Origin of the sequence: Streptomyces sp. NBRC 110611 (assembly GCF_001590865.1) — a bacterium.
Taxonomy (GTDB): domain Bacteria; phylum Actinomycetota; class Actinomycetes; order Streptomycetales; family Streptomycetaceae; genus Streptomyces.
The window spans coordinates 139,272-164,723 of record NZ_BBUY01000002.1; the positions used below are offsets into that span (position 1 = coordinate 139,272).

General features: G+C 71.2%; 17 protein-coding genes and 1 pseudogene. 9 read left to right on the forward strand and 9 right to left on the reverse strand.

The window, feature by feature from the left end:
* Positions 1-41: 41 nt before the first annotated feature.
* The 3 genes from AZE13_RS05200 to AZE13_RS05210 are packed head-to-tail and all read right to left on the reverse strand — an operon-like array spanning position 42 to position 4,351.
* Positions 42-524, reverse strand: coding sequence for a poly-gamma-glutamate biosynthesis protein PgsC/CapC (locus AZE13_RS05200; protein ID WP_066927449.1), 483 nt, complete (start codon positions 522-524; stop codon positions 42-44).
* Entirely contained in the window at positions 521-1,891 is a 1,371-nt protein-coding gene (gene pgsB, locus AZE13_RS05205; protein WP_066927451.1) for a poly-gamma-glutamate synthase PgsB, read from the reverse strand. Before pgsB ends, AZE13_RS05200 begins: the two co-directional genes overlap by 4 nt.
* Positions 1,892-1,903: 12 nt before the next feature.
* On the reverse strand, positions 1,904-4,351 hold the full coding sequence (locus AZE13_RS05210) for a HAMP domain-containing protein (protein ID WP_107288254.1): 2,448 nt from the start codon (positions 4,349-4,351) through the stop codon (positions 1,904-1,906).
* Positions 4,352-4,833: 482 nt separating this feature from the next.
* Between AZE13_RS05210 and AZE13_RS05215 the strand changes: the two genes are divergently transcribed.
* From AZE13_RS05215 to AZE13_RS05235, 5 genes are all read left to right on the forward strand, one after another.
* The gene (locus AZE13_RS05215; RefSeq protein WP_079123715.1) at positions 4,834-6,147 is read left to right on the forward strand and encodes an alpha/beta hydrolase family protein; all 1,314 of its coding nucleotides are present in this window, start codon (positions 4,834-4,836) and stop codon (positions 6,145-6,147) included.
* A gap of 112 nt (positions 6,148-6,259) precedes the next feature.
* Positions 6,260-8,338: a transketolase gene (gene tkt / locus AZE13_RS05220; protein ID WP_066927455.1), complete on the forward strand. Its 2,079-nt coding sequence runs from the start codon at positions 6,260-6,262 to the stop codon at positions 8,336-8,338.
* A gap of 116 nt (positions 8,339-8,454) precedes the next feature.
* On the forward strand, positions 8,455-9,201 hold the full coding sequence (locus AZE13_RS05225; RefSeq protein WP_066927457.1) for an HAD family hydrolase: 747 nt from the start codon (positions 8,455-8,457) through the stop codon (positions 9,199-9,201).
* Positions 9,198-11,582: a glycoside hydrolase family 65 protein gene (locus AZE13_RS05230; protein ID WP_066927459.1), complete on the forward strand. Its 2,385-nt coding sequence runs from the start codon at positions 9,198-9,200 to the stop codon at positions 11,580-11,582. Before AZE13_RS05225 ends, AZE13_RS05230 begins: the two co-directional genes overlap by 4 nt.
* Positions 11,575-12,183, forward strand: coding sequence for a histidine phosphatase family protein (locus AZE13_RS05235; protein ID WP_066928457.1), 609 nt, complete (start codon positions 11,575-11,577; stop codon positions 12,181-12,183). The genes AZE13_RS05230 and AZE13_RS05235 overlap by 8 nt, the downstream gene beginning before the upstream one ends.
* Positions 12,184-12,204: 21 nt before the next feature.
* Here AZE13_RS05235 and AZE13_RS05240 read toward each other — a convergent pair whose 3' ends face one another.
* From AZE13_RS05240 to AZE13_RS05265, 6 genes are all read right to left on the reverse strand, one after another.
* Positions 12,205-12,852, reverse strand: a complete 648-nt coding sequence (locus AZE13_RS05240; RefSeq protein ID WP_066927460.1) for a response regulator transcription factor — start codon at positions 12,850-12,852, stop codon at positions 12,205-12,207.
* Positions 12,849-14,006 (reverse strand): sensor histidine kinase, encoded by a 1,158-nt coding sequence (locus tag AZE13_RS05245; RefSeq protein WP_066927462.1) that lies wholly within the window; start codon positions 14,004-14,006, stop codon positions 12,849-12,851. The genes AZE13_RS05240 and AZE13_RS05245 overlap by 4 nt, the downstream gene beginning before the upstream one ends.
* Before the next feature lie 84 nt (positions 14,007-14,090).
* The gene (locus AZE13_RS05250) at positions 14,091-16,073 is read right to left on the reverse strand and encodes a hypothetical protein (protein ID WP_147264604.1); all 1,983 of its coding nucleotides are present in this window, start codon (positions 16,071-16,073) and stop codon (positions 14,091-14,093) included.
* A gap of 147 nt (positions 16,074-16,220) precedes the next feature.
* Positions 16,221-18,212, reverse strand: a complete 1,992-nt coding sequence (locus AZE13_RS05255) for a transglycosylase domain-containing protein (RefSeq protein ID WP_258527594.1) — start codon at positions 18,210-18,212, stop codon at positions 16,221-16,223.
* A 74-nt stretch (positions 18,213-18,286) separates the two neighbouring features.
* Positions 18,287-19,561 carry a hypothetical protein gene (locus AZE13_RS05260; protein WP_107288255.1) on the reverse strand — a complete coding sequence of 425 codons (1,275 nt, stop codon included), beginning with the start codon at positions 19,559-19,561 and terminating at the stop codon, positions 18,287-18,289.
* 114 nt (positions 19,562-19,675) lie between these two features.
* On the reverse strand, positions 19,676-20,710 hold the full coding sequence (locus tag AZE13_RS05265) for an amidase domain-containing protein (RefSeq protein ID WP_309302169.1): 1,035 nt from the start codon (positions 20,708-20,710) through the stop codon (positions 19,676-19,678).
* A gap of 362 nt (positions 20,711-21,072) precedes the next feature.
* Between AZE13_RS05265 and AZE13_RS05270 the strand changes: the two are divergent.
* The 4 genes and pseudogenes from AZE13_RS05270 to alr all read left to right on the forward strand — a co-directional run bounded on the left by AZE13_RS05270 (position 21,073) and on the right by alr (position 25,446).
* Positions 21,073-21,701, forward strand: a pseudogene (locus tag AZE13_RS05270) (aminoglycoside phosphotransferase family protein).
* Positions 21,702-21,989: 288 nt separating this feature from the next.
* A complete protein-coding gene (locus tag AZE13_RS05275; RefSeq protein WP_181690258.1) occupies positions 21,990-23,006 on the forward strand; it encodes a C-terminal binding protein in 1,017 nt (338 codons plus the stop codon).
* A gap of 42 nt (positions 23,007-23,048) precedes the next feature.
* Complete coding sequence (locus tag AZE13_RS05280; RefSeq protein WP_066927468.1) at positions 23,049-24,230, forward strand: KamA family radical SAM protein; 1,182 nt, start codon at positions 23,049-23,051, stop codon at positions 24,228-24,230.
* A 40-nt stretch (positions 24,231-24,270) separates the two neighbouring features.
* Positions 24,271-25,446 (forward strand): alanine racemase, encoded by a 1,176-nt coding sequence (alr, locus tag AZE13_RS05285; RefSeq protein ID WP_066927470.1) that lies wholly within the window; start codon positions 24,271-24,273, stop codon positions 25,444-25,446.
* Positions 25,447-25,452: the final 6 nt, after the last annotated feature.

Sequence of the window (25,452 nt, forward strand, 5' to 3'; positions counted from 1 at the left end):
CTGGGTGGGGTGAAGGGCGGGGCGGCACGGGCGCGGCGGGATCAGCCGATGGGCAGAGCCCCCAGCAGCAGTCCGGCGACGAGCACGACGTACGTGCCGAGGGTCACTGCCGTGGTGGAGATCACGGTGGCGGCCAGCGGTTGGCGGACCAACTGGTAGGCGATGAGGCCGGGCACGATGAAGCCCAGGGTCTGGGCGGTGTAGAGGAGCGGGAACTCGTGCTGGAGGGCGAGCAGCACCGTGGTCTGGAGCAGCACCGCGGACAGCACCACGGCGGCGAACAGCCGCTTCCCGTAGAGGATCACATGGCGCTGAAGGACCTTGGTCGCGACGAAGGTGAGCGCCGTGATGCCGATGACCATCGCGGCCCGGACCACATCGGTGACGAGGGTCAGCGCCAGCCAGCCGGGGGTGATCATGCCGCCGGGAGAGAGATTGGTGGTCAGGTAGCAGACCAGCGAGAAGACCAGTCCGAGGGCTATCCCCAGCGCGATGGTCTGCGGAGTGACGTTGACGGGGATCACAGTGGGTTCCTTGTCGGCGGGTACGGGGCGTCGGCAGGGGCGGCGGAGCTCAGACTCGGAGCCGGATTCGGACTCGGGCTCGGGCTCGACAGGTGCGGGCGGCGCCTGCGGCCGTTCAGCGGCCCCACCCAGCTGTACGGCTCCGGTTCGGGCGGGTGCGCGACTGCAACCGGCTCGTCGCCGTCGTCGGAGGGCAGCTTGCCGAGGTGCTCCAGGAACAGCTCACCCTGGCCGTGGATATTGCCGACGGCCACCAGCGAGGAGTCCGGGCCCAGTTCGGCGAGAATGGCGCGGGTCAGCTCCTGCCCGTCGCGCCGGTCGCCGCCCAGGTCCACCACCCGGCCCGATGCCCACTCCGAGGGGATGCCGTCGTGGGCGCTCCTGGTCGGGTGCCCGATGAGGAAGACCCGCTGCGGAGCCAGATCGGGGACGATCGCTCCCATCTGACCATTGCGTTCGACGCGGTCCGGGCGGCAGTTGATGACCACGTTCAGCGGGCGGCGGATCGCCCCGAGCTCCTCCAGCTGACGGACGTTCATCAGCGTCGACTCGGGGTCGTTGGCGGCGAAGACGTTGGCGAAGCGCAGCCGTTTGCCGTCGGGGGTGCGGTAGCGCTCGACGGAGAGCACGCCCGGGTCCGGCGGCGCGTCCCACATCCCGCGCAGTGCGGTGGCCCGGTCCACACCGAGCAGTCCGGCCACCGCCAGGGCGATGGCGACGTTCTCCTTGAAGGTGAACCAGCTGAACCCGCGCAGCTCCTCGTCCGTGACCGACTCCGGATCCACCACGATCAGGCGGCACCTCCGTTTGGCCGCCTCCTCCTTGAGGAGGTGCAGCCGCTCCCGCTCGGCGGTGACACAGACCCCGCCGACCGGCATCGACCGGGACAGCGAGCGGGCCACATCGTCCAGGGTCGGCCCCATCTCGGCGAGATGGTCCTCGCGTACGTTGCACAGCACGCCGATGGTGGAGCGGATCAGCTTCTCCTGGTTGATCTCCTGGAGTGCGGGCATCACCGCCATGCACTCGATCACCAGCGCGTCCGGCCGGTAGGCGGCCGCGCGGCGGACGATACCGATCTGCTCGACGACATTGGCGATGCCCAGCTTCCGGTACACCGGCTCCTCGGTGGCATCCGGGTGGATGAACCGGGCGGCGGTGCCGGTGGTCTTGGCGACGGTGACCAGGCCGCCGCCGCGCAGCGCCCCCGCGCACAGCCGCGTGATCGAGCTCTTGCCGCGAATGCCGTTCACCAGCACCCGGGTGGGGATCTGCGCCAGCGCGGCGTAGTGGCGCCGCTGCTCCAGCACGCCGGCGACCACCAGCGCGGCGCAGCTCAACAGCAGCACAACGTAGAGGAAAAGCACGTCAGTTGTCCTTCACTGCTGCGGCGGGCCGCCGCTCCGGAACGAGGGGACAGGGACAGGGGCAGGGGCAGAGGCAGGGGCAGCGGTAGAAGCAGGGGCGGGCGCAGCGGCCGCGTCGGCTCTCCCGCCGCCGCGGTCCCGCTCCACCAGCGCCTGCCGGAGCAGTTCCAGGCTGCGGGTGACCGAGCCGCACTCATCGTGGTGGACCGGGTACAGCACCGTGCGACGGTCACCGGCGGCCAGCCGCTCCGCGCATTCGGTGACCGCCCGCAGCGGCCTGACCACCACGATGTGCAGCCAGGCCAGGCAGGCAATGCCGGTGGACAGGGCGAGCAGACCGGCCAGCATGGTGCGCGACTGCGCCTGATAGACCGCCAGTCTGAGGGCCGCGGCAGGCTCGGCGGAGACCACCCGCCAGCCGAGTCCGGCGGCCGGCCCCCGCTGCGCCAGTGGCACCGCGGCCGCGACGGACGGGGCCTCGCCCGGGGCCGTCCCCGCATGCAGTACGGCCGATGCCGGGCCGCCCCCGCCGCCGGGTGCCGCCTCGGTCCGGGCCGCCAGACGGGTGAGACTCCGGTGGGGAAGGGCCTGGAAGGCCTGAAAGCCGACGCTGGCCGCGAGCACCCGGTGGCGCTCATCGGTCAGCCACACACTGCCGAGCCCCTCTCGCGCAACCTGGGAGTTCAACGCGTTCACACCGATCTCGGCGACGACCACGGCCGGATCGCCGCCCCCCTCCGCACCCTTGACGTCCTTGGCCTTCCCTGCCTTTCCGGCCTTGCCCGCCCGCCCTGCCTCCCCGGCCGCCGGAATCCGGGCATAAGCGGCGATCGCGGGGATCGTGCCCGACGTGTTGACCTGGGCGATTCCGCCGCCGGTCGGCACAGGGGCGAGCGTGCGCAAGGGCTGCTTGCCCACCCGCAGCACGACGGCTCCGGCGCGGTCCAGCACGTACAGCGACCGGAACGTGGGGTGGTCGGCCTGTTCGCGCCGCAGCACCTCCGCAGCCCGCTCGCGTGGCGTACCGGCGAGGGCCGACGCCACGGACGCGAGGTCGGTGCAGCTCCGGCCGAGGGACCGCCGCACCCGGTCAGCGGCGGCCTCGGTGCGCGCCTGCTGGTCGGCGACGGCGGCCGCCGGTACGGCCTCGGCCGCCGGTACGCGGTTGAGCAGGAACAGCAGCGGAAGCCCCCAAGCGGCGATCACGAGTGCGCAGACGAGGACCAGAGCGCGGGCACCCGGGCGGCGGCGCACCGGCCGTGCGGGCTCCGGCCCGGTCTCGCCGAGCAGTTGGCGGCGTACCGACTCCAGCGCCCGGCCGGCCCTGCCTGGCTCGCCGAACGCAGCGGCGGGCACCGGGCGCACCAACGCCTCCTGGCCCAGGGGGCCTTCGCCGGCTCCCCTGGCCAGCCTGGCAGCGGACAGGTGCAGCCGCAGCAGCGGACGCTGCATACAGCTCCACAGCACCAGGGTGACCAGCACGGCGATCAGCACCAACGCCCCCGCGGCCACGAGCGCGAACCACGTATGGTCGGCTCCCTTCTTCGCCGGAGGCACCTCCCGCACCGTGAGGACGGTCAGCCCGAGGCCGGAGGTGTCGTCGTCCTTGCCGTCCGCCCCGGCAACCGATGCCCACCCCGTGATGCTGCGCAGCCCGCCGTGCCCGTCACCGACCACGCTGCCCGAGAGGCCGCCGTCGCGGAGACCGGCGTCCGTGGCATGCGCGGCATTGGCGGCCTGCGCGGCATCGACCGGCAGGGCGACGCGGCCATGACGGGGCGGCGCCTGGGCCGCCCCGGTGGCGGTTGCGGCGGCAAGCACCTTGCCGTCCCGGTCCACCAGTTGACCGGTGCGCCCGGCCCCGTACACCGCTGGAGCAGCGGCCTTCTCCGAGACGACGAGCAGGAGTTCGCGTTCGCCGGTGCCCTGATCCCGTAGCAGGTCACCCGCCTGATCGTGGTTCTCGTCCCGCTTGCCCGCCGGAGCGGGGACAGCCACCCGGGCGAAGAGCAGCAGCCGCGGTTCGCCGCCGCGCGAAAGGGCCAGCCGGGGTGCGATGTTCGCGGTGCCGGGCCGCACCAGCGCTGCCACGTCCACCCCGGTCAGCGGCACCGTTTCACCGCTGGCCGCCAGCGGTCTGCCGGTGCGCGGGTCGAGCAGCACACCGCCGCCCACGGTGTGCCCGGCCGGCAGGACGGACCGCAGGAGGGCCTCCGGACCGCGGGTACCGGCGGGCGTGCCGGATGCCGCGGAGCGGCGCACCGCCGTGGCGCGTGCGGTGACGGAGGTCCCGACCGCGTCGGCGGCGTCTTCGGCGATCCGGCGTTCGGCGTCGCTCAGGGCCTGGGGGACATCCCGTTCGTGAACGGTACCGAGACCGAGTGCGGTGAACCCGGCAACTGCCAGCAGGGCGCAGAGCAGTGCGGCGATCGGTGGGCGGACGCCTCCGAGGAGAGGCATGTCGGCGCGGCGTCGGGTGCGGTGCGGACGGGGCGCACGGGCAACAGCGTGCAGGGCAGCGTCCTCTCGGCATGTGGGGGGTGAGGGCCGTGTGACAACCGTGTGGCAACTCGACCAGTATCAATACTGGGGAGCACAGGATAATCACAAGCCTGTTCGTGCCGTGCCCTTTATACCGGCCCATGCGGAACTGCGCTCAACTCGCCCTTGTCGAAAGTCGTTTATCCCTTCCCGTCCTCTTCCTGTTCACGAACTGCCGCGTAACAAAAGCGCTCAGTAAAAACGGCGGGGAGGTCCGCCCCTCACTTCCAGGGCATTTCTCCCCCATATATCCCCGCACATATCCCCTATGGGCACACAACAGCCGTGGATAAATCCCCGCGCAATCAGGTGGGTTGGCTTGCCCATGGCACACTTCCTCTACGATCATCGCCAGCCGGTCGCTGGTCACGCGGCGTTCATCACCATGGAGGGGGCTACCCATGAAACACGCACGAAGGCGACAGAGCCGTTTGCGCACTCGGGTCGCCGGCACCACAGGATTGCTGACTCTCGCCCTGGGCGCCGGGGTCGCGCCGGCCACCGCCGCGGAAAAATCCGCCCCTGCGCCCGTGGCCACGGCGGCGCCCCCGCGCACGGAGACACCCCCGCAGCCCGCGGCACCCCCGGCACCGGCAGTAGCGCCGGCAGTGGCACCGGCAGCGGCACATGCGGCATTTCCGGACCCGGCGCCGATACCGGGCCAGTTGACCCTTCCTGCCCCGACCGGACGTCATCGCGTCGGAACCGTCGACCTCCACCTGCGCGACCCGAAACGCATGGATCCGTGGGTGCCCGGACAGCAGCGAGAGCTGATGGTCTCGCTGTGGTACCCGGCCACGCACACCAGCCACTACCCCGCCGCCCGCCTCCCGGTCAGCCGGCAGGTGCTGCCGGGCGGTGTGACGCTGCCCACCACCGCGGGGCACACCGGCGCCCCGGTCGACCGCAAGGCCGGCAAGCTGCCGGTGCTGCTGTACTCACCCGGGCTCCACGGGAACCGGGGCCAGTCGACCGCGCTGGTCCAGGACCTGGCCAGCCGCGGCTACCTGGTCGTCACCATCGACCACACCCACGACTCCGCCGACGTACTGTTCCCCGACGGGCGGCATGAGGTGAACACCATGCCGCCGGGTTCGAAATCGTCCCGCACGATCGCCATCCGGGCGGCGGACACCCACTTCGTCATCGACCAGCTGGCCGCGCTCGCCCAGGGCCACAACCCGGACGTGGAACACAAGCCGCTCCCCCACGGGCTGTCCAAAGCCGTGAACACGCACCGTATCGGGATGTTCGGCGCTTCCCTCGGTGGCGGATCGGTGGCCGCGGCGATGCACGCGGACTCCAGGATCGACGCCGGCGTGAACCTGGACGGCCAGCTCTTCGGCTCGTCGGTCGACAAACCGCTCGACCGCCCCTTCATGCTGTTCAGCTCGGAGCATCACAACCGTGACACCGATCGAAGCTGGGCGCGGTTCTGGAAGAACCTGCACGGAGAGCGGCTCGACCTGAAGCTCCGCGGCTCCGGACACAACTCCTTCGTCGACAACCAGGTCTACTTCCGCCAGGCGCCGGGCGCATTCGGGCTGACCCCGCCGCAGCTGGAGCAGATCCTCGGCCCGATCGACCCCGACCGCTCCATCGAGGTCCAACGCACCTACGTCGCCGCCTTCTTCGACAACCACCTGCGCCACCGGAAGAGCCACCTGCTGGACGGCCCCTCGCGCCATTACCCGGAGGTCGCCTTCGTCCGCTGAAGGCTACTGAAAGCCGCTCCGGCATCCACCCAAACACTCATTCGATCCGTCGGGTCTCACGGCTGGTCGCGGCGGAGATGCGTGCCGTCCGCTCCTGCCGTGTACTGGGAGAATGACGGAGCCGGACTCGCTCGACACCCTTGCGGTGAACACCCTGCGCGGCCTGTGCATCGACGCCGTCGAGCAGGCGAACTCCGGGCATCCGGGCACCCCGATGGGGATCGCGCCGGTCGCCTACACGCTCTGGCAGAAGTTCCTGCGGTTCGACCCGCAGGACACGATCTGGCTGAACCGGGACCGGTTCGTCCTCTCCGAGGGGCACGCCTCGGCGCTGCTGTGGTCCCTGCTGTACCTGACCGGGGTGCGTGCGGTCGATCCGGACTACGAGGTGCTGGGCCGCCCGGCGGTGACCCTCGAGGACCTCAAGACGTTCCGTCAGCTCGACTCCAAGTGTCCCGGGCACCCGGAGTACCGCTGGACCAGTGGTGTGGAGACCACCACCGGGCCGCTGGGCCAGGGAGTCGCCACGTCCGTGGGGATGGCGATCGCGGGGCGCTGGCTGGCCGCGCGCTACAACCAGCCCGGTTTCACGCTCTTCGACTACGACGTGTACGCGCTCGCCGGGGACGGCTGCATGATGGAGGGCGTCTCGGCGGAGGCCGCCTCGCTGGCCGGGCACCTGCAACTGGCCAACCTGTGCTGGATCTACGACTCCAACCGGATCACCATCGAGGGGTACACCGACATCACCTTCACCGAGGACGTGGCGGCGCGCTTCCTGGCGTACGGCTGGAACGTGGTCACGGTCGCCGACGCCAACGACCTCGACGCCGTCGGGCGCGCCTTCCACACCTTCCGGGCGGAGACCGAGCGCCCCACGCTGGTGGTGGTGCACAGCCACATCGGCTACGGCTCCCCCGTCGAGGACACCCCGAAGGCGCACGGGTCGCCGCTCGGGCCCGAGGGCGTACGGGCGGCCAAACGCTTCCTCGGCCTGCCGGAGGACGAGAACTTCCATGTGCCCGAGGGGGTACCGGAGCACTTCGCGCGGGGCATCGGCGCGCGGGGCGGGGAGCTGCGCGACGGCTGGGTGGAGCTCTTCGAGTCCTACCGGCGCGCCTACCCCGCGTTCGCCGAGGAGCTGTCGCGTATTCAGCGCCGGGAGCTGCCCGAGGGCTGGGACACCGAGCTGCCCGAGTTCCCCGCCGACGAGAAGGGGCTGGCCACCCGGGAGTCCTCCGGGCAGGTGCTCAACGCCCTCGCCCGGCGGGTGCCGTGGCTGGTGGGCGGTTCGGCGGACCTGGCGCCGTCGACGAAGACCCGGCTGGAGTTCGACGACGCCGGGGACTTCCAGGCGGCCACCCCGTCCGGCCGCAATCTGCACCTGGGCGTGCGGGAGCACGCCTCGGCCGCGGTGGCCAACGGCATGGCGCTCACCAAGCTGCGCCCCTACTGGTCGGGCTTCCTGATCTTCTCCGACTACGCCAAGGCGGCCATCCGGCTGTCCGCGCTGATGGAGATCCCGTCGATCCATATCTTCACCCACGACTCCATCGGCGTCGGCGAGGACGGGCCGACCCACCAGCCCGTCGAGCAGCTCGCCGGGCTGCGCGCGATGCCGGGGCTGCTGGTGTTCCGCCCGGCCGACGCGAACGAGGTGACGGAGACCTGGCGGGTGGTGGCCCGGCTGCACCACGAACCCGCCGCGCTCGTCCTGTCCCGGCAGGCGCTGCCCACCCTCGACCGCTCGCGGTTCGCCCCGGCGTCCGGTGTGGCCCGGGGCGCCTACGTGCTGGCCGACGCACCCGACGGCGGCGTACCGGACGTGATCCTGCTCGCCACCGGGTCCGAGGTGTCCCTGGCACTGTCCGCGCGGGAGGAGCTGGCCGGCGAGGGCATCGGGGCGCGGGTGGTCAGCATGCCGTGCTGGGAGCTGTTCGACCGCCAGGAGCGGGAGTACCGCGACCAGGTGCTGCCGCCGTCGGTGACCGCCCGGGTGGGCGTCGAGCAGGCGTCGACGTTCGGCTGGGAGCGGTACGTGGGCGACCGCGGCGCGGTCATCGGCATGCACACCTACGGCGCCTCGGCCCCGCTCAAGCAGCTGCTCAAGCAGTTCGGGTTCACCCCGGAGCGGGTGGCGCAGGCCGCCCGCGACCTGGTGGCGGCGGCACGCCGGGACGCGACGGGGTGACCGTGGCCGGCGCCCGCTTCCCGGCTGCGCCGGGCGGACCGCCGCTTCACCCGCACGGCGCAGCCGCGACGCCCACGGGTGACCGGTATCCGCCCGGACGGCCTAGCGTCGAGAGCATGCTGGGACTTCCCGCCCGCGTCCACACCTGTCTGTTCGACCTCGACGGGGTCCTCACCCGTACCGCGAAGGTGCACGCGGCGGCCTGGAAGGCGATGTTCGACGCCTACCTGCGGGAGCGCGCCGCGCGCGACGGGACCGCCTTCGTGCCGTTCGACGCCGTCGACGACTACGACGCGTACGTGGACGGCCGCCCCCGCGCCGACGGAGTACGTACCTTCCTCGCCGCACGCGGTATCGAGCTGCCCGAGGGCACGCCGGACGACGGGCCGGAGCAGGAGACCGTCAACGGCCTGGGCACCCGCAAGAACGAGCTGGTGCTGCGCATGATCCAGGAGCGGGGCGTGGAGGCGTACGAGGGCTCGGTGGCCTTCGTACGGGCCGCCCGGGCGGCCGGCCTGCGGTGCGCCGTCGTCTCGTCCAGCGCCAACTGCCGCGATGTGCTGGCCGCCGCCGGCATCGCGGACCTCTTCGAGGAGCGGGTCGACGGGATCACCGCGCGGGAGCAGGGGCTGCGCGGCAAGCCCGCCCCGGACACCTATCTGGCCGCGGCCCGCGCCCTGGACGCCGAACCGGGCGGGGCGGCAGTGTTCGAGGACGCGCTGGCCGGGGTGGAGGCCGGGCGGGCGGGCCGGTTCGGGCTGGTCGTCGGCGTCGACCGCACCGGGCAGGCCGATGAGCTGCGGCGGCACGGTGCGGACCTGGTGGTGAGCGACCTCGCCGAACTGCTCCAGGAGCGCCCGTGATCACCCACCCCAGCTACGCGGCCGAGCCCTGGTGCCTGCGGGAGACCGAGCTCAGCCTGGAGGTGCTCGCCCAGAGCGAGTCCGTGTTCGCCCTCGCCAACGGCCACGTCGGCTGGCGCGGCAACCTCGACGAGGGCGAGCCGCACGGGCTGCCGGGCGCGTACCTCAACGGCGTCCACGAGACGCACCCGCTGCCGTACGCCGAGGCCGGCTACGGCTACCCCGAGTCGGGCCAGACGGCCATCAACGTGACCGACGGGAAGATCATCCGGCTGCTGGTCGACGACCACCCCTACGACCTGCGCTACGGCGAACTGACCGCACACGAACGGCTGCTGGACCTGCGTACCGGCGTCCTGCTCCGCACGGCGGAGTGGACCTCCCCGGCCGGCCGCACGGTCCGTATCACCTCGCGGCGGCTGGTCTCCTTCACCCAGCGGGCCGTCGCCGCCGTCGAGTACGCCGTGGAGCCCCTCAACGGCCCGGCCACCATCGCCGTCCAGTCCGAGCTGGTCGCCAACGAACAGCTGCCGCACTCCTCGGGGGACCCGCGGGTCGCCGCGGTGATCGATGCGCCGCTGCGCTCCGAGGAGCACTTCGCCCAGGACACCCGGCTGCGCCTGGTGCACCGTACCGGCCACAGCGGCCAGCGGATCGCCACCTCCGCCGACCACCTCGTCGAGGGCCCCGAGGGCACGACCTGGACGTCCGAGAGCGAACCCGACGTCAGCCGGCTGACCGTCACCGCCTCGCTCGCCCCCGGACGGCGGCTGCGGCTGGTGAAGTTCGTGGCGTACGGCTGGTCGGCCGAACGGTCCCGGTCCGCCCTGCGCGACCAGGCCGACGGCGCGGTCGCCGCCGCCCACAGCACCGGCTGGGACGGTCTGCTCGCCGAGCAGCGGGCGTACCTGGACCACTTCTGGTCCGGTGCGGATGTGGAGGTCGAGGGCGACGCGCAGATCCAGCAGGCCGTGCGCTTCGCGCTCTTCCATGTGCTGCAGGCCGCGGCCCGTGCGGAGGGCCGGGCCATCCCCGCCAAGGGGCTGACCGGCACCGGCTACGACGGGCACGCCTTCTGGGACACCGAGTCCTACGTCCTGCCGGTGCTCACGCACACCGCGCCGCACGCGGTCGCCCCGGCCCTGCGCTGGCGCCACGCCACGCTGCCCGCGGCGATCGAGCGGGCCGGCCAGCTCGGGCTCGCCGGAGCGGCGTTCCCGTGGCGCACCATCAGCGGCGCCGAGTGCTCCGCCTACTGGCCGGCGGGCACCGCCGCCTTCCACGTCAACGCCGATATCGCCGACGCCGTGGTGCGGTACGTGACCGCCACCGGCGACGAGGAGTTCGCGTGCGGCCCGGGGCTGGAGCTCCTGGTGCACACCGCCCGGCTCTGGCACTCCCTCGGCCACCGGGACGCCCAGGGCGTCTTCCACATCGACGGCGTCACGGGGCCGGACGAGTACAGCGCCATCGCCCGCGACAACCTCTACACCAACCTGATGGCCCGCAAGAACCTCCTGGCCGCGGCAGACGCGGCCCTGCGCCACGCCGACCGGGCGCGGGACCTGGGGGTCGACCACGAGGAGGCCGCTGCCTGGCAGGACGCCGCGTCCCGCGTCGCCGTGCCGTACAACGACTCGCTCGGGGTGCACGAGCAGTCCGCCGGCTACACCAGCCTCCAGCACTGGGACTTCGAAGCCACCGCCCCGGAGCAGTACCCCCTGCTGCTGCACTTCCCGTACTTCGACCTCTACCGCAAGCAGGTCGTCAAACAGGCCGACCTCGTCCTCGCCCTGCTGACCTGCCCCGACGACTTCACCGCCGAGCAGAAGGCCCGTGACTTCACCTACTACGAGCAGCTGACCGTGCACGACTCCTCCCTCTCCGCCTGCTGGCACGCCGTCCTGGCCGCCGAGACCGGACACCTGCGGCTGGCGTGGGCCTACACGGGCGAGGCGGCGCTGATGGATCTGGAGAACCTCGAGCACAACACCCGCGACGGCCTGCACATCGCCTCGCTGGCGGGTACCTGGATCGCGCTCGTCCTCGGCTTCGGCGGGATGCGCCCCTCTGTGGACGAGGACGGTACGCACGGCTGCCTCGCCTTCGCTCCCCGGCTCCCCCGGCCGCTGACCCGGCTGGCCTTCACCGTGCTGGTCAGGAGCCGCAGACTCCGCGTCGAGATCCGGGACGCGACGGCCCGCTACACCCTGCTCGAAGGAGAGCCGCTGGGCCTGGAGCACCACGGTGAACCGCTCACCGTGACCACCGCCGAGCCGGCCGAGCGCCCGGTGCCCGAGCCGCCCCGGCGCCCGGAGCCACGGCAGCCCGCCGGCCGCGGACCGTCCGACCGCCTCGCGGGGAGCGATGTCCGTGGCTGAACTGCTGCTGGTCCGGCACGGCGAGACCGAATGGAGCAGAACCGGCCGTCACACCGGTCGCACGGACCTGCCCCTCACCGAGGAGGGCGAGCGGCGGGCCCGCGCCCTGGCCCCCCTCCTCGCCCGGTGGCGCATCGCGCGGGCCCTGTGCAGCCCCCTGCGGCGTGCGGCACGGACGGCGGAGCTCGTCCTGCCGCCCGGCACCGGCGTACGGCCGGAGTCCGGGCTCATGGAGTGGGACTACGGGGCGTACGAGGGGCTGACCACCGCCGAGATCCGGCGGACCCGGCCCGGCTGGGACCTGTGGCGCGACGGTGTGCCGCCCGGCGACGGGGCCCACCCCGGCGAAACCCTCGCCCAGGTCGGCGAGCGCTGTGACACGGTCCTCGCCCGCGCCGCCGCCGCGCTGGACGAGCACGACGCGGACGTGGTCCTGATCGCCCACGGCCATGTCCTGCGGGTGCTGACGGCCCGGTGGCTGGGGCAGCCCGCGGTGGACGGCGCCCTGTACCGGCTGGACACCTCCGCGCTCTGCGTACTGGGCACCGAACACGAGCGCCGGGTGATCACGGGCTGGAACCTCCGCCCCTGGCCGGAGTGAGGCACGGAGGACACAGGGGAGTTACGCGCCGGCACTGAGCTGGTACGCCAACAGCGCCGCCTGTGTCCGGTTGTCGACGTTGAGCTTGGTGAGCGTGCGGGAGACGTACGTCTTGACGGTGGACATGCTCATATACAGCTGTCCGGCGATGTCGGCGTTGTTCATGCCCCGCCCGAGCAGCTCGAAGACCTGCCGCTCGCGTGCGCTGAGCCTGGTGACCAGCGCGCGGGCCTGGGCCGCGCGCGGGGGCAACGGCGCCCCGCGGGAGAGGAGCTGCCGGGTGACGGTGGGCGACAGCACCGTCCCGCCGGCGGCGACCGTGCACACCGCGTGGATGAGCTGTTCCGGGCTGAGCTGCTTCAGCAGGAATCCCGAGGCCCCCGCGCAGAGCGCGGCGGTGATGTTCTCGTCCATGCCGAACGTGGTCAGGACGAGCACCTTGGGCGGATCGGGCTGTCCGAGGAGGTGCCGGGTGGCGGTCAGGCCGTCGCAGCCCGGCATCTCGATGTCCATCAGCACCACGTCCGGCCGGCCCCGGCGGACCTGGTCGATGGCCTCGCCGCCGTCCCGGGCCTCCGCCGTGACCGTGATCTCCTCGGAGGCCTCGACGATGGCGCGGATTCCCGCGCGCACCAAGGCGTCGTCGTCGGCTATCAGGACGCGGATCATGCTGTCTCCTCGGTGCGGGACGCGGGGCCCGGCAGGCGGGCTCGCAGGACGAAGCCCCCGCCGCGTCCGGGGGCCGTGTGCAGGGTGCCGCCTGCGGACCGGACTTCGTCACGGAGCCAGACCAGGCCGTTGCCGGTGCCCGGCAGCGGGTCGCCGCCCGGCGGCGGTGCCTCGTTGCGCACGGTGACGGTCACCTCGGTGTGGGTCTGGTCGATCCGGACGTCGACGGCGGCGCCGCGGGCATGGCGTGCGGCGTTGCTCAGCCCTTCCGTCACGATCCGGTACGCGAGGTCCTGGGTGGCCGGGTCCGGTGGGGACGGGGAGATCCGGACGTTGACGGTGATCCGGTGACCGCCGCTGCGGTAGCGGCCGATCACCGGTGCCAGGTCCGTCAGGACGTACCGGCGTCCGGCCGGTGGGGCGTCCGCGGGGTCGGGCGTCTTCGCGAGCGTGACGATCTCCCGCAGGGCGTCGACGGCGTCGCGCCCGGCCTCGGAGATGAGCCGGCACCTCTCCTTGACCGGTTCCGAGGCGTCCTTGCGGACGGCGATGGCACCGGCCTGCAGCACCATGAGGGTGATCTGCCGCCCGACCCCGTTGTGGATGTCCCGTACGAGCCGTTCGCGCTGTTGCAGGGCCGCCTCGCGCAGCCGGCCCTCCTGGAGGAGGGCTTCCCGGGCCCGCTGTTCGACGGTGAGCTCGGCCATCTTCTTGTTCACCTTGGCCAGGTGGCCCAGGAGCACCGGCACCAGGACGATCACCGCGGCGCCGGAGAGCGTGGCCTCGGCGTGCGGGGCGTGCCCGGTCAGCACCTCCGGCGTCGCGAGTGCGAAGACCAGGGAGACGAGCACCAGGATCGCGGCCAGCACGTGGCGGCCCTGGCGGACCGCGGTGTAGCAGGCCACCGTGGTGCTCAGCAGATGGCCGGTGATCACGACGCCGGCGACGGATACCGCGCTGTAGGGCAGGAGCACGCGTTCGCGCCACACCGTGCCGACCGCGATGGCGACGGACACCAGCAGTCCCACGGTGCGGTCCGGGACGAGCCCCGCGTCCGGCAGGGCCAGCGCGATCTCGATGAGCGGGATGCCGTAGACCACCGCCAGGACCGTGTTCTTCCACCGGCTTTCGCACAGGGCGGTGTACCACTTCATGCCCGTGCCGTGCCTGCCTCTCCTGCCCTGCCTGACGCAGGCCCCGCGGGGATGATCATGAAATGTCCGGATCGGCGGTGAAGTCTACCCTCCCTGCCGATCCCTTACGAGCTCGTGGAAGATCCTGTCCCGGTCGCGCTCCGGGTCACGGAAGACCTCCTTCGCCGGGAAGTACTGCTGCTGCATCTTCCGCAGTTCGTCCTCGGACAGGGTGGTCCGGCCCTCGGCGGACAGGGCCCGGCGCACCTCGGCGAGCTTGTCGTCCGTCATCTTCCGCCACCGCGCCTGGCGACGGCTGAGCTCCTGCTGGCCCCACACCCTGGCCCCGCTGGCGCGGAACTCCTCCTCGGAGATCCTGCCGATCAGCTTCTTCAGATACGGCTGCGCGCTCTTGTCGAGGAAGTGATCGTTGAAGATGTCGAATCCGCTCCTGCCGTCCTTGCCCGGCTTGAGCGTGGCGGCGAAAGCACCGGTGGCGACCTTGACGATCTCCTGCTCGTACAGCGCGGTCCGGGCGTCCTGCTGCTCCCACACCGTCGCGTCGATCTTCTTCTGCAACGCGGACGCGTGGGCGCCGATGCGCCGCTTCTCCTCCGCGGAGGCGGCGCGGGCCCGGGACTGTTCGGCGATCCTGGCGACGGCCGCCTTCTTGGCCTTGGCCCACTTGCCCAGGGTGATCACGTCGGAGGTCAGCACGCGGTTGAACTCCTCGTTGAGCTGGGGGAAGAGCTCCTGCACCGCCTGCCCCACGAGGCGGTCGCGCCACTGTGTATCACGGTGCGCCACCAGGTCCTTGACGGCACCGTCCCACTGGGCGCGGTCGTGCTCCAGCTGCTTCTGCTCCGCGATCCACCCGGCGACCTCGTTGTACACGAGCTGCGCCAACTGCTCGGCCAGCAGGGCGGGTTCGAGGAGCGGAGCGACCTCCGGCTGGGCGACCATGGCCACCTGAAGCCCCTCGGCGACCGAGTCGAAGGCGAGGTTCGCGTAGTCCCCGGCCTTGGCGTCCTCGGCGACGGCGTAGCCGGTCACGGCGATCCCCACGTACGGCAGGACCTTCACGCCCAGGTCGCCGGCCCGGCCGACCTGGCGGCCCACCCCGGCGAGCAGGCCGGTGTCGGTGGTGAGCCCCTGTACGGCCCGGAGGTCACGGCTGAAGGCCGCACCGACCCGGGCGGAGAACGTCTCGAAGTCCTTCGCGCCGAGCTCGGCGGACGCGGCGTCGTTCAGCACCTTGTTGGTCTCGCGCAGCGGCGACAGCAAGGCCTTGGGGTTCTTCTCGAACTCCTCCAGGGACGTGACGTACTCGACGTCGCCGCCCTGCGCGCGCAGGCGTTCCCGCTGGGTGTGGGCGACCCCGTCGTCGCCCCAGCCGCACGACGCGGCGGCCCGCTTCGCCCGGCCCGACGAGGCACCGGTCGCGCACACGCCGTTGCCGTCGGGCCAGCCCCTGCCCGCGAGCCACTGGCTCATACCAGGGTGGGAGGCGTTGTCGACCCCCTCGATGAACAGGTACTTCCGGGGGATGTCCCCCTGGTACGCCCACGCTCCGTTGGTCGACACCCCGCCGAGCGGACCGCCGGTGTGGTCCCCCTTGAGCGTGCCGCCGAGCAGGCGGCCGTCCCGCTTCAGCGCGTCCCATCTGATCTTGACTCTGATGGCATCACCGTTCTTCTCGATGGCATTGGCGCCCTCGATGCCCTGCTTCGAAGAGCCCTCCCACATGAAGACGTGCTCGTGGTGCCCGTTCTTAGCATAGCCCGAGCCCATTCTCCTCAGCTCGTCCGCCACGTCCTTTCCCTCGGCGAGCCAACGGCTCTTCGCGGTCTGCAGGCCGTTTCTGCTCAGCGAATCGCGCAGCTGGTCGAGGTTCACCTCTCCCCTGGGCCGCTTGTCGACGACGATGTGGGTGTATTCATCGGCGTACTGCCGAGCGGTGGCCGAACTCCCCGGCTGGTCGGACGGAGCGGCCTGGACGGCGGCCTCGCCGGTGACGGCGAACACCACGGCCGCCGCCATGATCGTGGTGAGGACGCGAGGCAGGGCCTGCTGTGCTGGGTTTCTCATGCCCAGCAGCCTTCGCCTTTCGTGGCGGAGAATCGTCATCCCTCTGTCCACTCGGTGTCGTCTGCGGTGCCATCCGGCCCCCTCCCGCAGGGGGGGCCGCGCTCCTCCTGTGGGAGGACCCCGGTGACGGGCCGTCCGGCCGGCGCGCTACCGGGCCGTCATGTACCGGGTCCAGATATCGGCGGGGAGCGGACTGCCCGGCTGCCCCTCGGGCGTGCCGCCGAGGCCGTCCAGTGACAGCAGTTCCTGGCTCCCGGGGTCGATCCGGGACAGCGAGACCGCCGTCGACAGCGTGCCCCGATAGCCCACGAACCAGGCCGACCGGTTGTCCTGCGCGGTGCCCGTCTTGCCCGCCGCGTCCTTGCCGGCGCTCCGGGCGCGGACCGCCGAGCCCCGGCGGACGGCGTCCCGCAGGGCCTCGTCCACGGCCTTCGCCACCGGCGCCGGCAGCGCCCGCCCGGCCGTCGGCCGTTCCACCGGCACCTGCTCGCCGTCCCGGGTGAGCCGGGAGACCGAGTACGGCTCGGTGTGCAGGCCGCCGGCCGCGAACGTCGCATAGGCGTCCGCCATGCGGATGGCGCTGGGCGTCGTCGCGGCGCCCAGCGAGAAGGCGGGCAGCTGGACGCCGAGGCTGCCCTTGAGCAGTCCCGCCTGGGTGGCCAGCCGGCCGACCCGGTTCAGTCCCACGTCCATACCGACCTGCATCATCGTGGTGTTGACGGACTGCACGACCGCCTCCTTGAGCGGGATCCTGCCCCAGGACTTCCCGTTGTCGTTGACCGCCTTGACGATCTTTCCCGAGCGGTCCCAGTAGGGTCCTTCGGGCGTGTGCAGCGTGATCTTGTTGTCGCCGTCGTAGACCGTCGCCGGGGTGACCGGGGTTCGGGGCCGGTCGCGCCGGAGCTGCACTCCGTCGCGCAGGGCGGCGGCGTAGACGAAGGGCGTGAAGGCGCTGCCGGCCGGTACGACGGTGGAATTGGCGTCGTTGAACCCCTGCTTGAGGTAGCCCGGTCCGCCGTACAGCGCGACGATGCGTCCGTCGGTGGTCACCGAGGCGGCGCCGATGCGGACATGCCGGTCGGCTTCCCGCTGCCGGGGCCGCAGGCCGTCGCGCAGCTTCGTCACACTCTCGGCCAGGGCGGTGGACCGCGGTCGGTCGAAGGTGGTGCGGATCTGGTAGCCGCCGAGGTCGAAGTCCCGGTCGGAGACGTCGCTGTGGGCGAGGACATAGGCGTGCGCGGTCTCCACCAGGTAGCCGGTCTGGCCGGTCAGTCCGGTGGGCCGGGGCGGGGCGACGGGTTCGGGGAAGCGGGTGTAGCCGGCCCGTTCCTGGGGGGAGAGCTTGCCGATGGCCACCATCCGGTCCAGCACCCAGCTCCAGCGCTTCTCGGCGCGTGCGCGGTTGCCGGGGCCGAGCGCCGGGTCGTACCGGGAGGCGCCCTGCAGCAGTGCGGCGAGGAACGCGCCCTCGCTGGGGTTGAGTTGGGAGACGTCCTTGCCGTAATAGGCGTGGGCGGCCCGCGCGATGCCATAGGTGCCGCGCCCGTACCAGCTCGTGTTGAAATAGCGTGCGAGGATATCGTCCTTGCTCATCCTCTGGTCGAGCTTGATCGCGATGAATATCTCGCTGAGCTTGCGGCGGAAGGTCTGTTCCTGGCCGAGGTAGGCGTTCTTGACGTACTGCTGCGTGATGGTCGATCCGCCTTGGGTGCTGCCCCCGCCGGCCATCTTGACGACGGCCCGGACCATACCGCTGGGAGAGATACCGCTGTCGGAGTAGAAGGTTTCGTTCTCGGCGGCCAGCGCGGCCCAGCGGACCTTCTCCGGCACCCTTTCCAACGGGGTGTCCTGCCGGTTGACTTCACCGGTGCGGGCCATTTCCGAGCCGTCTGCCCAGTAGTAGACGTTGGCCTGCTGGACGGCGAAGGTGTTGAGGTCGGAAGGTATCTCGGTACGCGCGTACATGATCAGCAGGAGACCGGTGACGGTACCCGCGAAGAGGCCGGACAACCCGAGTACCTGTCGCCACGACGGTATCCAGCGCCGCCAGCCGGCGCGGCCCGGGCGCGGATAGGCCGGGCGCAGCGGGAAGCGCGAAGCGGAATTCCGGGCGTGTGCCCCGGTATGACGTGTGAACACTTCTCGACCCTAAAGGAAGCGGACGGGACGTTACTCGCCCGGCCGCCGTTCCGCGGTGGTCCGGGCCTTGTGCTCTACTTCACCAGGGTCGCCCAGTCAGGGGACTGCGCCGGGTCCAGCATGCGCAGCTTCGCCAGGACCTTCGGGTCCTGGGCGTCCAGCCAGTCGGCGAGCTGTTTGAAGGTCACACAGCGCACGCCGTCCCGTGTGCACACCGACTTCGTGACGTCCTCGACGGCCTTCATGTATATGCCGCCGTTCCAGTCCTCAAAATGGTTCCCGATGAACAGCGGTGCACGGCTTCCGTGGTAGACGCGTTCAAAGCCGTTGAGATAGCCGTCACGGGTCAGCTTCCGCCACTGCTCGTACTTCGCCGGATCGCCCCGGGTGTTGTCACCGGACTGGTTGTAGAGGAAGTTGAAGTCCATGGACAGGACCTGCTTCTCGCTCTTGGGATAGGGAACGAGTTGCAACGGGAAGTTCCAGATGCCGTGGATCCTGGACGGCCAGATCTGGAAGTCGCCGGGCGAGCTGGCGTCGTAGCGCCAGCCGAACGACTTGGCGGCCTTCAGCAGGTTCGGCTGCCCCTCCAGGCACGGCGCCCGCCCGCCCACCAGTTCCTTCTTGTAGTCGAAGGGCAGCGGGGGCAGGTCCTTGAAGCCGGTGTTCGTCTTCCAGTGCTGCACGAACGCGTACGACTGCTCGATCTCGCTCTTCCACTCGGCCGTACTCCAGTCACCGCCGCCCTTGGCCCCGCAGAAGTGACCGTTGAAGTGCGTGCCTATCTCATTGCCTTCGAGCCAGGCACCCCGCAGCTGCTCCAGGGTCTCCCTGATGTGCTGGTCCGTCGCGTAGGAGATCGCCATCTCACCGGGCTTGTGCTGCGGCGGCCGGTACATCGAGGCCTTCGACTTCGGCAGCAGATAGGCACCGGTGAGGAAGAACGTCATCTTGGCGTTGTTCTTCCGGGCGACCTCGCGGAAGTGCGAGAAGAGTTTGTCGTCGCCCTGCAACGCGCCGTCCCAGGAGAAGACCACGAACTGCGGTGGCTTCTCACCGGGCTTGAGCCTCTCCGGTCTGGGCTGGTTCGGCTGCGGACCGGCAGCGGACGTGGAACCGTCCCCCAGAACCCGGACTTTCCCGTCCCACTTCTCCTCCGGCACCCCGCTCTTCGACGCGGACGGGTCCGGGGAAGCGGCTGCGGAAGCGGCGGACGAGGGCACCTCGGGAGAGGCCACGGCCTTCGTCCCGGCTCCCTTCTCGTCGGGACCGCAGGCCGACAGCGACCCGAGGACAAGAGCCGTCCCGGCCACCAGAACCACTCCGCCACGAGCGGCCTTCTTGGACAATTTCCTACTCCCAGATGCCAGTTGAGCTGCCTTGCACAGCCGCGCGGAGCGCCGCCTGCGCTCCGCGCGGAGCAACGGACCGGGCCGGTTCATACCGCCCGGCGGCCTCGAATATCAGGTGCGGTAGGCGTACCACTTCGCGGTCGGGGACATCACCGCGAGACTCAGCATCGACTTCCGCTTGGTGTCGTACGAGTGGTACGTCAGATACGGCATGCCCAGACTGTTCCGATACGTCACGAGCATGGTGTGGTCCTTCGACCCGTCACCGTTGAAATCCGCCTGCAGAACGTCACCGACCTCCATCTGGTAGACATTCGACAGGGGCTTCACCCGCTTCGAGTTCAGCGCGAACCAGGACCATTCGTCGGCGCCCACCCACGAATCCGACTGGGTGTCGGACCCGTACCACCACTTGTCGTAATCGCCCGCCCTGCCCGGGGCGTGCTTCCAGCCGCCCGCCTTCAGCGCCTGGCTGACGAAGTTCGTGCAGTCCCCGCCCGCGCCCAGGCTGTACGCCCGGTACGCCGGGTTGTAGTTCTTCCAGTACTTCTCGGCGTAAGCGGCCATCGCCGCGTAGTCGTATCCGGTGTTCCGGTTCTTCGGCACGCGCTGCGGGAAGGGCGCTGTACCGGCCTCGGGTGCGCTCGGGGTGTCCCCCGCGGCCGACCTCGCCTGCACCGCGGGCGCGGCCGGTGCGGGCGCGTTCACCTGCGGCATGTCGTCCAGCGGCCGGATGGCCGTCAGCTCCCAGCCGCCGCCCCGAACGGGCGCGAAGCGCAGCTCGTGGTGGGCCCGGAAGCCCGTGGTTCCCGGCTCGTCACCGCGGATCTTCCGGTACGTGAGCTCCGTGCGCTCGGTCACCCGCACCGTGGCCTGCCCGCCGGTGACCCGGGGCTCGTCCATGGTGACCCGGGTGTCGCCGGCGGAGTACGCCTCGCCCAGGGAGGCGAGCTTCTGCTTGCGCAGCCGCAGCGAGGACACAACGGCCCGCTCCGAGCGTGCCGTTCCGGACGACAGGCGCGCCGTGTTCCCGGACGGCGGTGGCGTGGCCCGCTCCGCCGGCTTGCCGTCGACCATCGCCGCCGTACGGTCCGCGAGCACGGCACCGGCGATACGGCCGAAGGACTCGGCCGTCGCCCGGTCCACGCGGTCAGGACGTGCCGCCGCCCCGGCGGACGACGCGGGCACCAACACGGCCGACACCGCTATGGATGCGACCACCCCGACAGCCGATCTGAGCGTCAAAGACTTCACAGGACTCCCTCCATCCCCCCGGCCAACTCTGGTTCAGGCACGACGAATCATCGCATATGCATTCGGAACGACAGTCCACGGGAAGGAAACAAATGCGCAAGGTTCCCGTTTCCGGACACGTCCACCCCTCCCCCGGCCCGACCCTCACCAGGCCCTCTGCGGCAACTCCGCACTCCTGCTGCGGGAAACCCGCAGTTCCGCGAACCGGCCGCGAAGCCCCCCTCGGTGCCCGCGAAGGGGCGAGTTCCGCCACCATGGGCAGCATGACGACCCGTCTCGACCTGCTGAGCCGGCTGCTGCCCGGCGAGAACGTCGGCGAACTCGCCACCCATCAGGGGCAGTTCCACCACCTCGTCATGGGAGCGGACCGGGTGGTGTGCTTCGCCCGCACCGAGGCGGCCGCCGCGCGGCTCCCCGAACGGTCGGCCGTGCTCCGCACCCTCGCCGGACTCGACCTCGGTTCCGCACCCCGCGGCCGCTCGCCGAGCTGTTCCCGCTGATGTCCGGCAGCGGGCGGGAGCCCGCCGAGCGGGAGCTGGCCGCGCTCGATGCCCTCCCCCACCTCACCTCCGCCGTGGTCCACGGCGACCTCGGCCGTGCGAACGTCCTGTGGGAGACCTCGGGCGGCATACCGCGCCTGAGCGGTGTCGTCGACTGGGACGAGGTGTCCGTCGGCGACCCGGCCGAGGACCTGGCCGCCGTCGGGGCCGGCCACGGCGAGGAGTTGCTGGGCCGGGTGCTCGCGCTCGGCGGCTGGACCGGCCGGGGAGTGGCCGGGCGGATCACCGTGATCCGCGGCACCTTCGCACTCCAGCAGGCCCTCTCCGCGTCGCGTGACGGCGACGAGGAGGAGCTGGCGGACGGTCTGAGCGGCTACCGGTAGGTACCGCTCGGCGGGGGGCCGGTCAAGGGTGCCTCGCGGCCGTGATCCCCGGGACGCGCGGAAACCTTCCGCCCCGTGCAACGCCACAGGTCTCCGGGCGTGCTCGGCGCCCGGCTCATGGGAGCCGCGGTGGGCTCCGCGGTATGCGCCCGGGCGTTGGTCTGCGCGAACGGCCCGCGGGAGAAAAACCTCCGGCACGGCTGAAAGCGATCTGGTTCGCCTCTCCGCCAGTGGCTTCAATGGCTGATCGTGCCTCGTACGCTCCCCCTGCAGAGAGGCGGAAGAGCGGTGACCCGGTCCAGTGTCAGCAGCTCCGGCGAAACCCCACCTCGCAACCGGCCCTCGGTCGTCGTACTCGACGCGCCGGGGGCAGGGTATGTCGAGGGGGCCGGTCCGGAGCGGGACATCATCAGCCCGCTCGGCGCCGTCCGGCCGGTGATCGTACCGGCGCAGGAGCACGGACACCTCCATGAACTGGACGCCGACTACGTCATCCTCTGGCATCGCGTCTCGCTGAACGCGGACTTCTTCACGAAGTCGGACACCTGCCGGGCCGTCGTCTGCGCCAGTGTCGGCTACGACCACGTCGATATCGAGGCCGCGCGGGCCCACGGTATCCCCGTTTACCACGTTCCGCACTATGGAACCGAGGAAGTCGCCGATCACACCCTGGCGCTCTTCCTCGCGCTGGAGCGCCGGCTCGGCGAGCTGCGGCGGCATGTGAGCGACGGCGGCTGGGACTGGCGCGCGATCGGCGATCCGCGGCGGCTCCGGGACATGGTCTGGGGTGTGGTGGGCCTGGGGCGCATCGGTCTCGCGGTCGCGCGGCGGGCCCAGGCCTTCGGGCTCCGGGTGGTGTTCGTCGACCCCTACAACCACCCCGGTATCGAGAAGGCGCTCGGCATGGAGCGGCGGCACCACCTCGACCAGTTGCTGGAGGAGTCCGACGTCGTCAGCCTGCATGTGCCGCTCACCGCGGAGACCCGCCATCTGCTGGACGCCCGCCGTCTGCACCGGATGAAGCGGGGATCCGTCCTGGTCAACACCGCGCGCGGCGGGCTGATCGACATCTCGGCCCTCGAGGGCGCGCTCGCCGAGGAGCGGCCGGCCCGGGTCGGGCTGGATGTGGTCGAGGGCGAGCCGGACATCCCGCCGTGGCTGCGGGACCACCCGAGGGCCCTGATCAGCCCGCATGCGGCCTTCTACTCCGTCCCGTCCCTTGCAGAACTGCGCGCACGCGCCGCCGAGGCGGTCCGCCAGATGATCTCCGGTGAGCCGGTCACCGCGGCGGTCGCCGTGCCCTGAGCCCTGCCCGCGCACCCGTGACTCCCGTCCGAGGAGAGCAGGATGACCACCGAAGTCGCCCGCACCACCGACCGCCAGAACGAGAAGTGGACCGACTGGAAATGGCAGCAGCGCAACGCGATCCGTACGGCCCGGCAGTTCCGGGAGCACTTTCCGCACTGTGATCAGGAGATCCTGGAACGGATCACGCGTCATAACCTCACCCAGCGCTTCCAGGTGACGCCGTATTACCTGAGTCTGGTCGCCACCGACGTGGACACCGGGGGCCCGCTGATCGATGACCCGTTATGGAAGCAGGTCGCCCCGCAGGGGTCCGGAAAGAGCGACGACCCGTACGCCTATGACGGGAAGACCGAGAACTGGGAACTGCCGCACGAAATGGTCACCCCCATCGCCCAGCACAAGTACGACAACCGTGTGATCGTGCGCTACGCGAACGTCTGCCACGCCTACTGCCAGTTCTGCTACGAGGCACTCCGCACACTCGACAAGGACTCCTCGAAGGCGACCTTCGACCGCGTCCACTGGCAGGCCACCCTGGACTATCTGCGGGCACACCCGCAGATCGAAGAGATCATCCTGAGCGGCGGAGAGCCGTTCATGCACAGCAACGACCAGATCGACCAGGCCCTGAGGGAAGCCCGGGACGCCCGCCCCGACCTGCTCCTGCGCATCCACACCCGGGCCCTGACGTTCAACCCCTACCGGATCGACGAAGGGCTCGCCGCGGTACTCGCGCGGCACAAAGTCGTCTCGGTCGGCCTGCACATCACCCATCCCAGGGAACTGACCCCGGAATTCGATGTCGCGGTCGGAAAGCTGCAGTCGGCCGTCCCCATCATCTTCGCCAACGTTCCGCTTCTCGGCGGCGTCAACGACAGCCCGGCGACCATGCGTGAGCTGTGCATGGGCCTTTACCGGCGGGGCGTGCACGCGGGGTACCTCTACCACTTCATGCCGCACAGCCCGGAATCCGAGTGCTTCCGCACCCCGGTGCAGCGCGGCGTGGAGATCGTACGGTCGCTGAAACGGCACATCTCCAATCCCGCCGTCCCCGAGTACGTACTTCCGCATGCCACCGGGAAATGCACGGTTCCCCTGATGGATATCGGCTCCGTAGACGAATATCCCCGGCATGTCCTGGACGACAACGGGCTCCGCGTACTGGAACTGGTCAACTGGGAAGGAGAACGCGTGCACTACCCGGATATGGAATCGGCATGACGCTCCTTCGCCCACCACGTGCTGCCGGGAAGGAGAGGCGATGACACGGACCGGGGTGGCGCCGCGCGAGTCCCCCGCTCGCCTGGCCGCGGCCCGGCTGGCGAAGACCGTCGCCGCCGACGCGGTACGTCACAACCTCGGGGTGCTGCGGGCGGCGGGCGAGGGCCGGCGGCTGATGGCCGTCGTCAAGGGCGACGCGTACGGGCTCGGCGCACCGGCGGTCGCCCGCCTGCTGGTCGCCTCCGGGGTGGACGCCCTCGCCGTGGACACCGCCGCCGAGGGGGCCGAGCTGCGTGAGCACGGCATCGGCACCCCGATCCTGGTGATGGACGTGGACGTCGCCGACACCGCGGCCGCCTGCGCCCGGTACCGGCTGATGCCGGCCGTCGCCACCCCGGAACAGGTCCGGCGGCACGGTGCGGTGGCACGGCGTCAGGGCACCCCCGCCACCGTATGGCTGCGGACCAACGTCGGCTTCAACCGGTTCGGGCCGCGCGAGGACCCGGAGTTCGCTGCCGTACTGGACGCGCTGGACGAGGCGCGTACCGCCGTCCGCGTGGCCGGAGTCTTCGCTCATCTGTCCAGTTCCGGCCGGGACCACCGGGAGACCGCCGAGCAGGCCGGTACGTTCCGGTCCCGGGTGGCCCGGGCCCGCGCCGCGCTCGGTTCCCCTCTCGACGCCTCGCTCGCCGCGACGCACGGTCTGCTGCACCCCGGGACACTGCGCGGTACGGACTGGGTGCGGCCGGGCATCGGCCTGTACGGGCTGCTCCAGCCGGGCAGCCGGGAGTCGGCGGGGCCGGCGGGCGCCCGCCTCGACGGGCTCCGGCCCGCGGTCTCCGTACGCGCCCGGGTGCTGGAGCTGGTCACCGTGACCCGCCCGGAAGGGCTCGGCTACGACCGGTCCGCCGCCCTCTCCCCCGGGCGGCGCCTGGCCTCCGTCGCCATCGGCTTCTCCCGCGGGGTGACCGGCACCGCCCCGGCGTTCAGCGGGCTCCTGCACGGGCGGAGCTGCCCCATGGTCGGCCGTCCCGGCATGGACTGCACCCAGTTCGACGTGACGGACGTGCCGGACGCGCGCCCCGGGGACTGGATGACCTTCATCGGACCGGGGCGCACCGCCCAGGACGCCGGGGCGGAGCTGGGCCTGAGCCTGTACGAGCTCCTGGCGACGCTCCGTATGCCCGTACACCTCGACGACCCGCAGACGCTCTGACGAGCG

Coding starts and splice junctions, on each gene's coding strand:
- AZE13_RS05210 (WP_107288254.1), bottom strand. CDS start 4,351: ATGCCTCTCCTCGGAGGCGTCCGCCCACCGATCGCCGCACTGCTCTGC.
- AZE13_RS05215 (WP_079123715.1), top strand. CDS start 4,834: ATGAAACACGCACGAAGGCGACAGAGCCGTTTGCGCACTCGGGTCGCC.
- tkt (WP_066927455.1), top strand. CDS start 6,260: ATGACGGAGCCGGACTCGCTCGACACCCTTGCGGTGAACACCCTGCGC.
- AZE13_RS05225 (WP_066927457.1), top strand. CDS start 8,455: ATGCTGGGACTTCCCGCCCGCGTCCACACCTGTCTGTTCGACCTCGAC.
- AZE13_RS05240 (WP_066927460.1), bottom strand. CDS start 12,852: ATGATCCGCGTCCTGATAGCCGACGACGACGCCTTGGTGCGCGCGGGA.
- AZE13_RS05245 (WP_066927462.1), bottom strand. CDS start 14,006: ATGAAGTGGTACACCGCCCTGTGCGAAAGCCGGTGGAAGAACACGGTC.
- AZE13_RS05250 (WP_147264604.1), bottom strand. CDS start 16,073: ATGAGAAACCCAGCACAGCAGGCCCTGCCTCGCGTCCTCACCACGATC.
- AZE13_RS05280 (WP_066927468.1), top strand. CDS start 23,049: ATGACCACCGAAGTCGCCCGCACCACCGACCGCCAGAACGAGAAGTGG.
- alr (WP_066927470.1), top strand. CDS start 24,271: ATGACACGGACCGGGGTGGCGCCGCGCGAGTCCCCCGCTCGCCTGGCC.